Source organism: Pseudoalteromonas sp. NCIMB 1079, assembly GCF_040567695.1.
GTDB lineage: Bacteria > Pseudomonadota > Gammaproteobacteria > Enterobacterales > Alteromonadaceae > Pseudoalteromonas > Pseudoalteromonas distincta.
In genome coordinates this window covers 488,873-504,191 of the sequence record NZ_JBEWZA010000002.1, presented here as the reverse complement: position 1 = coordinate 504,191, position 15,319 = coordinate 488,873, and the positions used below count along the sequence as shown (strand labels likewise).

The following is a 15,319-nucleotide window of genomic DNA, read 5'->3' as shown; positions in this document are numbered from 1 at the left end:
TTCCCGTGTGTAGGTTATATAAATTTAATACTGTTTATTTGTCAGTCGTCATTTTTAGTGCCGTTTCTAACTCTTTTGCAGAAGGGTCAAATAAGGCGTTTAATAGTCCAGCTAGTCGAATACCCGCTTGTTGTAGGCGTGTTTTTACAATTGGAGTGTTGTTATAAATGTAGCTGTACCCAACTTCGTCGTTGGTGTACTTATAAATTTTTGTTGCTAAATTGTGTGATTCTTCAACCCAAGTTTTAGGTGAGCTTTGTAGATACTCAGCAATTAATTCGCTGTTATTTGTATCAATAAATTGAGCGTATTCAGTAAACGACAAGTTCTCGTTCTCAACTAACTTTGTATCCCAAAGGCTGTGAAGATTTGTTTCTTCGTTAAAAAATGAAACCTTAATACGGTTACCACCTCTGTCTTCACCTCGACCGGCATGAAATGGCTGATGGCTATCGCCTACTAAATGCACTAAAAAACGCAAACTGAACTGCTTAGCATCTAAGGTGCTATTTTTATCAGTGAGTGTTTGCATTGAATAGTGAATGCCTTCTAGGATATTACTTACAGATTCTTTGTTTTTAGTGTGATCGTGATTGAAGCTGAAAGATTTTCCTGGTGCTGCATTAATATAATGCCAACGAGATGATTGCTTTTGCCAAAAGTCGCCAGGAGCAGAGCGCATTTCATCAGGCCACGTTGATATTTGCGCAAGTGACTCACCATCTAAATAAGGTTTAATTGCCGCTTTAGTTGTTTCGCTTATATGAGATTGTGCAATCTGCCCTACAATACGGTGGCCATTTTGACCCCAAGCGTGTGAGTTAGTGCTTGTGAATATCGCACTAATCAAAAGCGCAGAAGATATCGAGTACTTTATATTGTTATGCATTAAAACTTCCTAAATGAATATTTCATGGGGTTGCTATAAGCTAATGCGGTCAATTGTCCTCATTTTTAATGTTGATAGGAAGGACTTATTAAAATTCATAGTTTCTTATTGAATTTCTTTTAAAATCAGTGTATTATGTTTGACAGGTAAAATTACTTGTTGTAATAGGTAAGCGAAATTGTTCAAATACACTATATCGTCTATTTTTGGGTGGCATTGCTTTGAATTATAAAAATATTGTGTTGCACAAAATTTTAATTGTTACATTTTTGTTTCTATTGTTGGTCGTTACGTGGGTTTGCGGTCAAGTTAGTGTATACAATGATGATTTACATTTTCCGGTTATGATCGAAACCTCAACAGAGTGTCAAACAACTGCTACAAGTAATAAAGGCCAATTAATTGTTTTTACACAATCAAAAAAAATAGCCAAGTTATTAACACAAAAGTTATGCTCTGATAACGTAGTAGCTAAGCAATATGGCACGGTAAAAGGGTATTGGGGATATAGAACGGCAGATAGCTTTGAGTTTGTTGGTAAAGGAATTGCTGACCTAATTTTGGCTAAAAGCAATATTATGGCTGCATTTAAAGCGGAGTCGACCTATAACTACCAACCCGTAGTTGGTTTTTCTGACTACACGGCTTTTTTTATATCTTCTAAAGAAAAACCTCGAATTACTAAACAATATTTTTTAGATAAACGCATAGGTTTGCTTGATTATCCTACCAGCCGATCAGGGCATATTTTACCAAAGCAAATGTTTAAAGAACTGGATATAAATTTAGCTAATTTGAAAATCACTTATGCTAGTTCTCATAACGAATTACGCGATTTACTCGCCGACGGAAAAGTAGATATTATTGCTTCGTTTTGGAAAGAGAGTGACGAAAAACGTTTTTCAAAAAACTATATTACGCCTTTGAGTAATAATATTACTGGAACAAGATGGTATTTAAAAATGCAGCAAAACAATACTGATTTATTATGTGCAGTACAGGCAAATTTGCTTGATATGTCTAAAGATCAAAGTTTGCATTATTATCAAAATGCACAATCGTTTTGGAGTTGCGGTACTAGCTCAGTAAACTTAAAAGAGGAAGTTAGTGATGAGTAAATATAAACAACTACTTGTTTTACTATGCTTATTTTTAACTTTATCTTCTGTGTTTTATATTTCTGTAATTCAAAAAAGCCAGCAAGTTACTAAACAAAAAATAACGCAGATAGAAAGGCAAATAGCACTCGACTTACCATTACTTGATTTATCAAATGAGCTGCTAAAGCATTCGGGGAATAAAGATGCCGTTAATAGCTACATTAAAACCTTAAATAGCTACATTAATTCGAACGATCTTAAAGTTGTTGCTATTGCACCAAAAGGCGAAATGCTAGCACCTGTAAATTCACACCGAATAACACGTAGTTTGAGCACTAATAATGGACCTATATTAGTTGTATTTAACGTTCAGCAAACCCACTTTACATTAAGCCATTTTATTTACTATTTTATATTTTTAGTATTAAGTGTGTTGATTAGTTTTTGGGTAAAGTTTGCGTTTATTAAACAAAGTAATAAGCAGTTTAATAATGCACAGCATCAATCAATTACAGAGCCTACGCCGCTAATACTTATAGTTGACCTTAACGATAAAACACTATCAAGTAGTTGTAATACAGAGCAAAAAGTGGGTTTAGCCAATAAGCCATTATGCTTTTATTTAGCACTTGTAGAGTATTGTACAAATAACGATGATGTAGCGCTTAGTCATAATAAAGATGTACCAGAGGAGCTTCTAGAGCTCGCTAACAAGTATTTTTATAGGTTGGTCGAACTTGGTCATACGGTTAGAAAAAGACCTAATTTTAATAATAGTCTAGAAAAAACCTTGAGTGAAATACGTGCGGCGTTAGATGAAGTACTTAGTGAGTGTCCTGAAGAAAAAGAGTTATATTACCCACCTAAAGCCTATGGAGAAGGCTCTCGTTCTCGTTTGCATAGTTATGGGCTGGTAAATATTAAAAAAGGTAATATTGAAATAAGAGGAAAGTAACTAGATTACTTTCCTCTTATTCTTAGAGGTTATTTAGGGGTAAATTCAGCCGCTTTGAGAGGGCTATTTTTTGAAATAAAGTCTTGAAGTGCTTTAGCATCTGTTTCGTCTGTACTTACAAAGCCTTTTTTATTTGTAAGCGCAGGATAACCATCACCGCCTGATGCGTTATAGCTATTTAGACTCATTCTGTATGTTTTATTTTTATTAAGCGGTTCGCCATTGATCAAAACATTAACCAACTGATTATTTTTACGCTCAAACGATATTTTATGGTATTGCAAATAAGCACCAGCATCCGGTGGGAAGCTCGTTACTGTATTTAAGTAATCCCATAAATCACTGCCTTGCCAATCCATATAAGTAATGCGGTTTTTAAAAGGATGTACTTTTAAAATATCTTTATAGCTTACTTTACCAGCCTCTATTGAGCTGCGAATACCACCGCCACTTATTAATCCAAAGTCTGCATTTACTACATCCATTTGAGCTTGGATAATTACACGTGCAAGGTTTGTTTGTTGGTAACGAACTTTGTTTCTGTCACCTTCTAAGCGAGCATCTACTTCACCAATGGTACCTTCAATTTGTTTAGCGCCTTTAGCTTGGTATACTGCTAAATAAGATTCAAGTTTAGGGTCTGGTTTAATGTACTCGTTTGCTAATACTGCTTTAGTAGAGCCATCAGCTTGAACTTTATCTACATACAAATTAACAGGCATGAGTTTGTAGTCTAGTAACGTTAATTTTCCGTTTTCAAGCTTAAACTCAGCTTTACCAACATACTTACCCCATTCATGGGCTTGCATAATGTAAGTACCGTTTTGCTGGTCTGGTTTACAGGCAAGGCCAGGTTTAAAGTTATCGTCATTTACATTTGTATCACTCATACACACAGGTTCTTGTGAGTGACCGCCAATGATCATATCAAGTGTGTTTGCAGGAAGTGAGCGAGCAAGTGTTACATCACCTGGTGCATTAATGCCAAAGCTAGCATCAACATAATGACCCATATGAGTCAGCGCAATGGTAATGTCAGGGTTGTACTTAGCTTTTATTTCTTTAGCTAGTTTTGCGGTAACGTCAACAGGGTCTTTAAACTCTAAGTGGCCAATATACTGAGGATTACCAATTTTAGCTGTGTCTGTTGTTGTTAATCCAATAACAGCAATAGTTAAGCCATTTTTTTTGAATATTTTATAGCTATCAAACGCATGTTCGCCTGATTCTTTTTCAAATATATTGGCTGATAGAAAAGGAAAGTTCACCCATTTTTGCTGTTGCTTCAATACATCAATAGGGTTATCGAATTCGTGATTACCTAATGCCATTGCATCATAACCAATCAGCGACATACCTTTAAAGTCAGGTTCTGCTTTTTGTAAATCTGACTCAGGAATACCGGTATTGATGTCACCACCAGAGAGAAGTAAAACGGCATGACCTTGCTTTTGGGCGTCATTACGTAAAGAGTCAATTAACGTTTTGCGAGCGGCCATACCGTATTCGCCTTTTTCGTTTTGCCAAAAACGGCCGTGATTATCATTAGTATGAAGAACAGTTAAATATTCAGTAGGGGTACTGTTAGAGGTTGATTCAGGAGCAGGAGATGTACATCCAAGTACACTAAAAATAATCGAAAATAAAATAATTATACGCATAAAATACCTATGGATTAAGGTCTACTTAATTTATCAAGCGGGTAGTTTAAACTAGTTTTATGCTAAAAAAACGTACTTATTGACATTTTATTTAGAAGGTACAGTTAATCGATTTGTGGCGGCACTTTCGCGACGCTTTAACTCTGCATCCGCATATTCCCGCTTAGTATGGTTTATACCTACCATCCACGTTAAAAAGCTCGCCGGTAGTTTTGTGTATGGTTCACCTTTGTGTAAACCAAAGTCGCAAATTGTTTGTTTAGTGTGTGGCATTGTTAGATCCTGTTGTTTGTGTTTTTTTAAGGTAACAAATAAGTGACCACACTTTTAAGATGATTTAATTTTAAATAGTTAGATTTATATAGCAAAAAAGAATATAAATAATGGCATATGTAATTAATTTGTTATCAACACGGTCTTAATTGTATCTACTCACACTTTAGAATCGATTTTAGTCGCCGATGGCATTAATGTGTTAACGCATTCACTAATAATTTAAAAAATATAACAACAGGAATAAAACATGAAAAAACTTTTACTTGGCTCAGCACTTGCTGCAGCAAGTTTTACAAGCACCGCTACTATAGTTGAAATGAACACGAGCCAAGGTGTCATAGAGATTAACCTGTTTGATCAACAAACCCCCAAAACAGTCGCAAATTTTTTAAGTTACGTTCAAGACGATTCATATAACGAAACAGTAATTCACCGCTCTGTTAGTAACTTTGTTATTCAAGGTGGTGGATTTACATTTTCTGATTCGCTAGATGCGATTACTACAAAGCCTGCTGTAGAAAATGAGCCCGTTTTTTCTAATGTTAAGGGCACCATCGCGATGGCTAAATTATCGGGTGATGCTAATGGCGCAACAAGTCAGTGGTTTTTTAATATGTCTAATAATAGCGCAGGAAGTGCAGCACTTGATACGCAAAATGGTGGCTTTACTGTGTTTGGACAAATTACTGCAGCAAGCCAATCAACTTTAGATAAAATTGCAGCCTTAGTACACTGTGATGAAACACCCGTGGTTGATATTACTGCTGAGCAATGTGCAAGTACTGATGTAACAATTAGTAGTGCTAACTTAGTGACTATTCAAAATGTGGCGGTAATGGATGATGATCCTAATTCAGCAGCAGGCCTTACTGTTACTGAAAATACGCTAATTGATTCTGACACATCAACAGATTCTAGCAGCAGTTCTAGCGGCGGGTTAATTTGGCTTTTAGGTGCTTTTTTACTTGCGGTACCTCGTTTAAAACGTGCTAAATAATTAAAATTAACGGTAATGTGGATGGCCTAAACCAGCCGTCCACATTACTATTATTAAACTTTGCTGTTTAAAATAGTACTCGCCAAACCATTGCTAGCCAAATTGAAAACACACAAATACAACCCAGTAAAAACACGTTAAAACGTGCGCGTACGTTGTTTTCACCTAAATGAATAACGCTATGCACAATACGTGTTGCTACAAATAAACAGGCCAGTATTGCCACAAGTGTACTGGCGCTATTTAGTTGCAGTGCAAGTAAACATCCCGCGTAAAAAAGCACAGGTATTTCAAACTGATTTGAAAAATTTCTATCTGCAACCCTAATAGTGTCCCCAGCCTTATCTAACTGCATTGTTTTAAAATCACTTAAATCTAGTTGTTTGTTTTTAGCTGCGGCAAAGCGCCTTTTACCCATAATGAGCATGACAACCAGTGAAAGCGTAACTTGTGCAAACATGGCAAGTATGATGATTTTTTCCATTGTTTTTCCTTATTATTATTTAGAATTTGCGTATTTTTTGATATTGAATGATTTTTAGTCTCGCAAGGTTGGCAGACTCCCAACTAATATCCGATTATGAAGACATTTTTCACAATGTGTTACACAAAATAGCGTTATTTTGTAGAAAGTTATTAATTGAAAATGTTAGTTTAGCTTAACTATATTGCTTTGAATTGGCGCACGCTATTTTGCGCAATACTTTTTAATGGAAAACAAAAATGAAAAAAATTATTGGTTTTAGTGCAATCGCACTTGCAGTTTTAAGTGGTTGTTCAAATACGGCTTCGGTTTCAGTGGCGCCTCAGGCCTCTTTACTATCAGATACGTTAGTCGTTAGTCCTAACGATAACCGTGAATATAAAACACTTAAGCTGGCAAACGACATTGAAGTAATTTTAGTGTCAGATCCAGGTGCTGAAAAATCAGCAGCGGCACTAAGCGTTGGTGTTGGTTTACTGCACGACCCAATGTCGCAACAAGGTATGGCGCATTATTTAGAGCACATGCTGTTTTTAGGCACAGATCGCTACCCAGACACAAAAGGGTATTCTGATTTTATGACCAAAAATGGTGGCGCGCACAATGCTTACACGTGGCTCGATATTACTAATTACATGTTTAAAATTAATAACGACGCGTTTGATGAAGGGCTAGACCGTTTTGCTGACTTTTTCAAAGCGCCTAAGTTATACCCAGAATACACAGACAAAGAAAAAAATGCAGTAAACGCAGAGTGGTCAATGCGCCGCGAAATGGACTTTTTTGGACAATTTAAACTCGCGCGTAAAATGATGGGCGATCACCCAGCTAATCGCTTTTTAATTGGTAACCTAGAAACCCTTGGTGATAAAGAAAACAGTTCACTTCATAAAGAAACGGTTGATTTTTATAATAAATACTACTCTTCAAATATTATGAAAGTTGCGCTTATTTCTAATTTACCTATTGCTGAAATGGAGCAAAAAGCGCAAAAATACTTTGCTGACATAAAAAATAAAAATATCGAAAAACCAACAGTGACTGCAAAACTTGATTTTGATAACGCTGGCGGAAAACGCGTGTTTTATGCACCAAATGAAGATGTAAAACAGCTGCAACTTGATTTCACCATTGCTAATAATAATAGCGAATTTGCACTTAAACCAAACCGATTTGTAGCGTATTTACTAAGTAATGAAATGCCGGGCAGCCCAGCGCAACTTCTTCGTGATAAAGGATGGGTGTCTCAGCTTTCAGCTTCAGCTGCACCAAATCAATATGGCAACTATGGTTCGTTAAATGTAAATGTAGAACTTACCGATGAAGGCATGAAAAATCGTGATGAAATAGTTGCGACTATTATGCAGTACATCGATTTAATTAAAAAAGAAGGCGTTGATAGCAAGTACTTCAACGAAATTCGTACTTCCCTTAATAACCAGTTTAAGTTTTTAGAAAAAGGTGATGAGTTTAATTATGTAAGCTCGCTTACGCAAAGCATGCAAGACTATCCGTTAAATCACGCTATTAATGCACATTATTATTATGCAAAGTTTGACGCTGACGCTGTAAACAATGTACTTGAGCAGTTAAATGCCGACACCCTTCGTATTTGGTATGTATCGCAGCAAGAAGAGACAGACTCACAACTACACTTTTACGACGGTAAATACCGCATCAGTGACATTAGCGATGATGAAATTACCAGCTGGAAAAAACTAAGCGAATTTAAGTTAGCACTACCAACAGTAAACAATTTATTGCCTGAAAATTTTGCAATAAAAACGCAAGCATTTAAAGAGCAAAAACACCCAGAACTTGCTTACGATAAAAATGGTGTAAAAGTATGGCGCCAAGCAAGTCAAAAATTTGCAGAGCAGCCAAAAGGGCTTGTCGAAGTTTATATAAATACTCAACCCGGTTTGAACGATATCAAAGCAGAAGTACTTTATTCTGTTTGGGCTGATTTATACAATATTCAACAAAGTCAGTTAAGTACCGAAGCAGCAATCGCCGGTATGAGCGTAAGCCTTGCGCCGAGTAATGGTCTTGTTTTATCTATGAGTGGTTTTACAGATAAGCAAGATGTATTGCTTAAACAAGCTTTAACCGGATTAAAAGCCGATGAAACAGCACAAGCATTTAGCCAAGCGGTAGATCGCTTTAAGCGTAATTTACTAAACCAACAAAAGCAGTTTCCGTATGCACAAGCATTTGGCGAGTATTCAAAACTAACCCGTACAGGTGGCTTTGATACAGATGCGCTTATAAAAGCCGCTGACTCACTGAGTGTTGCCGACTTAGCACAATTAAAAACAGCTACGTTTGCACAAAACGATTTACGCGTATTTAGTTACGGTAACTACGATCAGCAAGATATTGACGCGATTGCACAAGAGTTAAGTGCAACATTACCAAGTAATCATAAGCGCAGTGAATTTGCACGAAGCAAAGCGTGGTTGCCACAACCGGGCGAAACACTGGTACTGCAAAAAGATATCGATGTAGCCGATGTAGCGGTGGTTGATATGACCGTTCATCCTGTTGCGGGTTACAAACAAAAAGCAGAAGCAGCTGTATTACAAAGCCACTTTAGAACAGTTGCGTTTGATAAAATGCGTACTGAGGAGCAACTTGCATACGCAGTAGGTGCGTTAGCTCGCCCAATTGAAGATTACTCAGCAATTGGTTTGTATATCCAAACACCGGTTAAAGGACCAAAAGAAATACAAGCTCGTTTTGATAAGTTTAAAAAAGAATACGCAGTTGAACTTGATAACATGAGCGAAGAGACTTTTGAGCAGCTTAAAAACTCTACCCTTGTATCACTTAAAGAGCAGCCTAAAAACTTAAGTGACGAAATGAGCCCACTTATAAACGATTGGTACCGTGAAAACTTTACCTTTGATTCTAAGCAAAAGCTGATTGATGAAGTTGAAAAAGTAACGCTTGCAGATATAAAGGACTACTACAAGCAAACAATGCTTAATCCTAATGCGGCACGTTTAAATGTGCAATTACGCGGGACTAAGTTTATAGAAAGTGACTTTGCCGATTTACCAAATCAAACTAAAATCACAACGCTTGATGCCTATTACAATGGTATTAAACTACAAAAATAAGCTTTATTTATACAGCTAAAAATAAACCCCAATGTATTACTACATTGGGGTTTTTATTTATTCAGCTAATTTAAGCCATTATTAAAAAGCCTATAACAGCTAATGCCGCAGCAATTAGCGTGTAAGGCAATTGTGTAACGGCATGGCTCATTAAATTACAACCAGAACCTTGCGCTGCGAGTACGGTTGAATCTGAGTAAAAACACGCTTGGCTACCAAAAGAGGAAGCCGATAATAGCGCCCCAATTACCAGTGGTATGTTTGCATCAACCGCATTAGCCAGTGGCATAACAATGGGAATTGATACAGCAAAAATACCCCAGCTAGACCCCGTTGCAAACGCTAAAATAGCCATTGAAATAAATACCACGGCTGGTAAGTATGCAGCGGTCATATAAGGGCTTAAGCTGCCAATAACAAACTGAGGCAAACCAATTAAGTCGCATACATCTTTAAATATAAACGCAGCTATAACAGTACCAATCGCGGGGATCATACTTTTAAAGCCATCAAGCATGCGTTCAATCATTTCACTTACGCTCATTAATTTTTGTAGAGCATAAAACGGGAGAGTGACCGCCATTGTTGCTAATAAGCCTTTGTATACGTCTATTTCAAAGTAAACAGTAAATGCAACCAGTAAAATAATCGGCACCAAAAAGTTACGTAATTTACCTTTAGGATCAGCATCTTCAAAGTTCTCTTCTACGGCTTTTACTGCATATTCATCCGCTGTTTGAACATCATTGTATTGGGCTGGATCGACTTGAGCTTGCTCAATTTGCGCCATTTGCTCTGCTTTTTTCATTGGACCAATCGCAGGAATAATACCCAGCACAACAAGTAAAACAACAAGCACTGCAAACCACGCATAAAACATATACGGTATGGCTTGGATATAAACCGCAATCCCTTTGCCTTCTTCAGCAATACCGTTATCTACAAGTAAGCCACCAAAAAAAACCGCCCAGGTAGATAAAGGGACAAGTACACAAACTGGTGCAGCAGTAGAGTCTACAACATAGGCAAGCATCTCACGGCTCACTTTAAATTTATCGGTAATGCGTTTCATGGTTTCACCCACGGTAAGCGCATTTAAGTAGTCATCAATAAAAATAACTACACCCAAACAAAAGGTCATAAACAAAGATGAGCGTTTACCTTTAGTGTATTTAAGGGCTAACTTGCCAAAAGCCGATGCGCCACCTGTGCGAACTAATAGCGCGATTAAAGCACCAAAGCCACCACATACAAGTATTAGCCAGCCGATGGTTTCGTCTGTCATCACTTTTAGCGATGTACTCGCAAAGTTAGTAAGTACTTGTGCAGGATCGGCGATAACTAAACCAACTAAAGCACCAATAAGTAAAGATAAAATGGGGCGGCGTAATACAACAGCCAATACAACTACCACCAACGGTGGCAGTAAACTTAACGCAGAAGGTTCAAGCATTTAAGTATTCACAAAATTAAAAGCATGTATAAAAATTAAAATAGTATTAATTTTTAAACTGCTTATACAAAAACAAAGAAGATGATAAGTTTGTTGTAAAATCATCTTCCAAGTCACTGCTTTTGTACGCGAGGGAGGGACACATAAACAGTTATGTTAAATAGCGGCTTAAGTGAAACGCGTTGGCTTTGGCGCCAGACGGTGCAAGGAGTGCAAACCGCTATTGTTGTGCCTGTAAAAACATCGGCGCAAAAATAATCTGCTTTTTAATTTCAGTCAACAAAAAGTTACATGCAAAACAAAGTTTTTTAGAGGAGCTTACATTGAACGCTGTATTTAAAACAAATCGATTGTTGTTGCGCCATGCAAATGAGCTTGATGCAGCTATTTTACTTAAGCTAGTTAATCAGGCGAGTTTCATAGAGCATATTGGTGATAAAGCAATCTATACCCTTGATGATGCCAAGTCGTACATCAATCAGTCATTTATTGCTTCTCATGTACGCCAAGGCTTTGGGCCTTACATTATTACTTTGCATAATGCTGTAGTGGTTGGCGTTGTTGGGTTTTATAAACGCGCCGCGTTACTGCAACCTGATTTAGGTTTTGCACTTGTAAGCGGTTTTGAAAAAAAGGGTTATGTTTTTGAAGCGGCCAGCGCACTTTTGCAACATAAGCATGAATTTGGAATTACAAAACTGTGTGCAATAACATCACCAGATAATAGGGCATCGCAGAATGTGTTGTTAAAATTGGGTTTTAAAATAGAGGGCAAGGCGGTTATCAATGATGATAAAACCGCCGTGATTATATTGTCACTTAACGATTAAAGTCTTGCTTGTTCTATTTGTTTTGCAACATTTAGGTTTATATTTAGCCATGTTGCTTCAAGTGTTGAAACTAAACCGTCATAGCCATCATCATCAATAGGGACCAATTGCGAAAAGTTATGAATACTTATAAGGCGTCGGCCTGTTTCAGGGTGTGTGTAATATAAACGCCAAAGCCCAGAAATATCAGCGTTACCTTGCATATCGCCATTAAAGTGGTGAATTTCGTATTCAAGCTCATAAAACGTTTGTTGATCAAGTTCAGTAATGACCGGTAAGCCTTTTATTACCATCCAGTTGGGCATAGCATTAAAAAGTGTTTGCTGGGCTGTTGCAGTAAGCATTACATCCGGCGATTCGCCCCACAGGTTATAATTTGCAGCATGAATTTGGTTGCTATCTATTTTCATCGCAATGCCCAAATTATTTAAAGCGCCTCTAAGTACAACAGTTTGTATTCTTAGTTGCGCATCTGTATCTGCAACGTTTCGAGACGATGCACCTATAGGCTGCTCAAACTGGTAATACTGTGTCGCAGTTTGTATTGATGAACTACAACCTGCCAATAGTAATAATAAACTTACAGTTAAAAATAACGATTTCATTATTGCTTCCTTGGTTTTGGATCTGCTGGTAATGATTTATCAAAAATTAGCATATTAGGTTGCTCGTTTAATCCGCGAGTTAGAGGCTGTAGACCTTCACTTAAACGTTTAAACTCTTTTAATGTTTGCTGTATTTGATGATGAAGTTCAGAACCGGCTTGGTAACTGGCCATGGTTTTATCAAATTGGCGCATAGTGACTTCAAATTGCTCCATGCTTTTTGTCATCTTTTCGAAATTACGGTTAAAGTCGCCTGGTAAGTTTTGTGTATCTTTTTGGCTTAGCAGCTCTCGCATTTCATTAGCAAGCGCTCGGTAATCGGTAAATGTAGCTTGCATTTGTGCCAAGCTGTCTTCAACTTTTAAGTTGTTTACCTTATTAAGTACGTCAGAAACTTGATCTGCTAATACAGTTATCCCACTAGAAACACTTGGAAAAACATCATACTGAACAAGTTTACCTAGGTGTGCTTGCGGTGCATCTGGGTATATATCAAAATCTACATACACAGCACCTGTTAATAAATTACCAGGCTTTAACGAGGCGCGCATACCACTTTCAATCCAGCCTTTTAAACTACCTTGCCAATACTCTTTTGCTGAAGCACTGTCGTGATACAAGCGTCCGTATTCTACTTTTATAAGTACCGGAACGGCCGTATTGTGGTTTCTAAAGTGAGCGGGCTTACCGTTAACAATTACATTAGCAGGGGCTTCAACAACAGTACCTACACGCATACCTCTGTATTCGACAGGTGCACCAGTGCGTAGTCCTCGAACTGATTGTTCAAATTCAATTAGGTAGTAATCAAAATCGTAAAAGCGCTCTTCTAATGCTTCTTTATAGCTTTGGCTTAATGAAAAGCTATGCCCATCTTGTGCTATTTCACCCGGGGCCTGTTGCTCAGGTAAACCAACCGAAATACCGCCTTTTAAAAGTTTGCTTAAAGAGCCCGTATTAATATTGATACCATCGGCAGATAGGTCAATTTCAATTCCTGCGTTCACCCAAAAAATAGAGTTCATGGTGATCAGATTTTGATAAGGGGCTTTAATAAATACGCCGTACTTCATTGCTTGGTTTTCCCAATCAAAAGTGGCGGTTTCTATTTGCCCTATTTTATAATTTTTGAAAAATATACCGGTGCTTACATCAAGTACTTCAGCGTTGTAACTCATTAATTTAAAACGACCACCTTTCACATCTTTACCAATGAGGGCGGGTTCATCTTGTAACTTAAAACGCTCTTTTAATTCTTTACTTTCACCGGGTGAAAACTCTAAATATACACCAGACAATAACGTACTCATCCCGCTAATACCTGTTTCATCAATGCGTGGTTTCACGACCCAAATTTTGGCATCGTCAGTCAGTAGCTCGTTGTAATTTTTATCTATTTGCGCGCGAGCAATTACGCTGTCTTGCGTGTCGGATAGCCGAACATGATCAATTTGACCTATTTTTACACTGCGTACTTTTATTTCAGTTTTACCTGCAATAATGCCTTCGGCTTGTGGCATTTCGATAAAAATCGTAGGGCCTTTATTAGCTTGGTATTGGTATAGCATCCACATGCCTACTAACAGCGCAATTGCCGGAATAATCCAGATAGCGGAAATTTTCGGTTCTTTTGTTATTTCGGCAGTTTCGGTCATGCTTTGTTCTCTGATTTTTTATTTTTGGGTGAATCCCACAATAAGCGTGGGTCAAAGGCATGGGCAGCCATCATTTGGCATATTACCATAACTGTAAAAAATACAATGCCTAATCCTGGCGTTACTGACATTAAATTACCCAATTGAACCAAGGCAACTAAAATAGCCACTACAAATACATCTATCATCGACCATTTACCAATAAACTCTGTCAGTTGATAAATTCGTGTATAACTTTTTGTGTGTCTGTTTGCAGGCCTTGTTACCATTATGCATAAAAAGCTGAGTACAAATGCTTTTGCAAGCGGCACAACAACACTGGCTAAAAATATAATGGCAGCAATGGGGTAGGAGCCACTTTTCCAAAGTGTAATTACGCCACCAATTAAAGTAGAAGGTGATTCATCCCCAAGGCTAGTGGTATGCATAATAGGTAAAACATTAGCTGGAATATAACAAACAACAGAAGTAATTAGCCAAGCTGCTGCTTTTTGTACGCTATAAGGGTTTCTGACGTGTGTTTTTGTATGGCAACGCTGGCAAATATTACCGGTACATAGTTGATGGCACACATGGCAGGCTTTAATATTTTCATCTATTGCACGTTTAGCATGCTCTGCGCCTTCGAGTACTTTTACAGGCTTTATTTGAGCCCATAAGCGTGGGCGATTTAAGTGAACAAGTGCAGCTATGTATAAAATAACAAACCCCACATAAGCCCAAAAACTCGTGCCGAAGCTAATATCAGCCAGCGACATGATTTTAACCATACTAACAAGTACGCCAATTAAAAATATTTCCGACATAATCCAAGGCTCTAACGCCAAAGTGAACTTTAGTAGTCGCCTTGCAATGCTCTCTGGTAATGCTTTTAAAAGCCCAAGATGCAAAGGAATTAAAATAACAAGCAAACCCATGGGCAGGGCAATAATGCTCAAATCAATAAATAAGCCAAGCAGCTCACTATCATAATTAAACAAAATTCGAGCCGCGTCGGGCAGTGTAATAGTTTGAGTTATACCGCTACTACTAAATGAAATAAAAGGGTAAAACATACTGCTGAGCAGCATTAATAGTGCGCTAAAGCTTAGTGCAACTATGCGACTGTCGTGATTAACATCGGCTTCGCAAAGTTTATGGTGACAATGTGGGCATATCGCCATTTGTTTTGCGATTATGCGAGGTATATCTATGATCAGATCACAACAGGGGCAGACAGTTTGCAATTTAATACCAAGCAAGAAGAATATTTCTTCAATTTTGCTATATTTAATACATTAATACAACGCGTT

Annotated in this window: 13 protein-coding genes; 5 read left to right on the top strand and 8 right to left on the bottom strand. The window is 37.6% G+C overall.

All coding sequences use genetic code 11. The features are described from left to right. Positions 1 to 34 precede the first annotated feature (34 nt). The gene (locus tag ABX891_RS18935; protein WP_182671135.1) at positions 35 to 889 is read right to left on the bottom strand and encodes a S1/P1 nuclease; all 855 of its coding nucleotides are present in this window, start codon (positions 887 to 889) and stop codon (positions 35 to 37) included. A 221-nt stretch (positions 890 to 1,110) separates the two neighbouring features. Here ABX891_RS18935 and ABX891_RS18930 point away from each other — a divergent pair, with 221 nt between their 5' ends. Together ABX891_RS18930 and ABX891_RS18925 are read left to right on the top strand one after the other, a co-directional pair. Further along, positions 1,111 to 2,007: a type 2 periplasmic-binding domain-containing protein gene (locus tag ABX891_RS18930; RefSeq protein ID WP_354630375.1), complete on the top strand. Its 897-nt coding sequence runs from the start codon at positions 1,111 to 1,113 to the stop codon at positions 2,005 to 2,007. Continuing rightward, the gene (locus tag ABX891_RS18925) at positions 2,000 to 2,944 is read left to right on the top strand and encodes a hypothetical protein (protein WP_354630374.1); all 945 of its coding nucleotides are present in this window, start codon (positions 2,000 to 2,002) and stop codon (positions 2,942 to 2,944) included. The genes ABX891_RS18930 and ABX891_RS18925 overlap by 8 nt, the downstream gene beginning before the upstream one ends. Before the next feature lie 29 nt (positions 2,945 to 2,973). On the opposite strand, the gene ushA is transcribed toward ABX891_RS18925, so the two are convergent. Both ushA and ABX891_RS18915 read right to left on the bottom strand, forming a co-directional pair. After that, positions 2,974 to 4,605: a bifunctional UDP-sugar hydrolase/5'-nucleotidase UshA gene (gene ushA / locus ABX891_RS18920; RefSeq protein WP_024594580.1), complete on the bottom strand. Its 1,632-nt coding sequence runs from the start codon at positions 4,603 to 4,605 to the stop codon at positions 2,974 to 2,976. An 87-nt stretch (positions 4,606 to 4,692) separates the two neighbouring features. Next, a complete protein-coding gene (locus ABX891_RS18915; protein WP_024594581.1) occupies positions 4,693 to 4,878 on the bottom strand; it encodes a hypothetical protein in 186 nt (61 codons plus the stop codon). Positions 4,879 to 5,128: 250 nt separating this feature from the next. Here ABX891_RS18915 and ABX891_RS18910 point away from each other — a divergent pair, with 250 nt between their 5' ends. Next, entirely contained in the window at positions 5,129 to 5,878 is a 750-nt protein-coding gene (locus ABX891_RS18910; RefSeq protein WP_354630373.1) for a peptidylprolyl isomerase, read from the top strand. Between the two features lie 67 nt (positions 5,879 to 5,945). On the opposite strand, the gene ABX891_RS18905 is transcribed toward ABX891_RS18910, so the two are convergent. Continuing rightward, positions 5,946 to 6,362 (bottom strand): MAPEG family protein, encoded by a 417-nt coding sequence (locus ABX891_RS18905; protein WP_354630372.1) that lies wholly within the window; start codon positions 6,360 to 6,362, stop codon positions 5,946 to 5,948. Positions 6,363 to 6,601: 239 nt separating this feature from the next. Here ABX891_RS18905 and ABX891_RS18900 point away from each other — a divergent pair, with 239 nt between their 5' ends. After that, entirely contained in the window at positions 6,602 to 9,484 is a 2,883-nt protein-coding gene (locus ABX891_RS18900; protein WP_354630371.1) for an insulinase family protein, read from the top strand. A 70-nt stretch (positions 9,485 to 9,554) separates the two neighbouring features. Here ABX891_RS18900 and ABX891_RS18895 read toward each other — a convergent pair whose 3' ends face one another. After that, positions 9,555 to 10,937: a Na+/H+ antiporter NhaC family protein gene (locus ABX891_RS18895; protein WP_354630370.1), complete on the bottom strand. Its 1,383-nt coding sequence runs from the start codon at positions 10,935 to 10,937 to the stop codon at positions 9,555 to 9,557. A 323-nt stretch (positions 10,938 to 11,260) separates the two neighbouring features. Here ABX891_RS18895 and ABX891_RS18890 point away from each other — a divergent pair, with 323 nt between their 5' ends. Beyond that, positions 11,261 to 11,767, top strand: a complete 507-nt coding sequence (locus ABX891_RS18890; RefSeq protein ID WP_138490392.1) for a GNAT family N-acetyltransferase — start codon at positions 11,261 to 11,263, stop codon at positions 11,765 to 11,767. Here the strand turns inward: ABX891_RS18890 and ABX891_RS18885 are convergent. Genes ABX891_RS18885 through ABX891_RS18875 form a run of 3 tightly spaced genes read right to left on the bottom strand, consistent with a single transcriptional unit; the run spans position 11,764 to position 15,190 of the window. Beyond that, a complete protein-coding gene (locus tag ABX891_RS18885; RefSeq protein WP_165742526.1) occupies positions 11,764 to 12,372 on the bottom strand; it encodes a PqiC family protein in 609 nt (202 codons plus the stop codon). The genes ABX891_RS18890 and ABX891_RS18885 overlap by 4 nt on opposite strands. Beyond that, a complete protein-coding gene (pqiB, locus tag ABX891_RS18880; protein ID WP_165742525.1) occupies positions 12,372 to 14,027 on the bottom strand; it encodes an intermembrane transport protein PqiB in 1,656 nt (551 codons plus the stop codon). The genes ABX891_RS18885 and pqiB overlap by 1 nt, the downstream gene beginning before the upstream one ends. Next, on the bottom strand, positions 14,024 to 15,190 hold the full coding sequence (locus ABX891_RS18875; protein WP_231619869.1) for a paraquat-inducible protein A: 1,167 nt from the start codon (positions 15,188 to 15,190) through the stop codon (positions 14,024 to 14,026). The genes pqiB and ABX891_RS18875 overlap by 4 nt, the downstream gene beginning before the upstream one ends. Between the last annotated feature and the right edge of the window lie 129 nt (positions 15,191 to 15,319).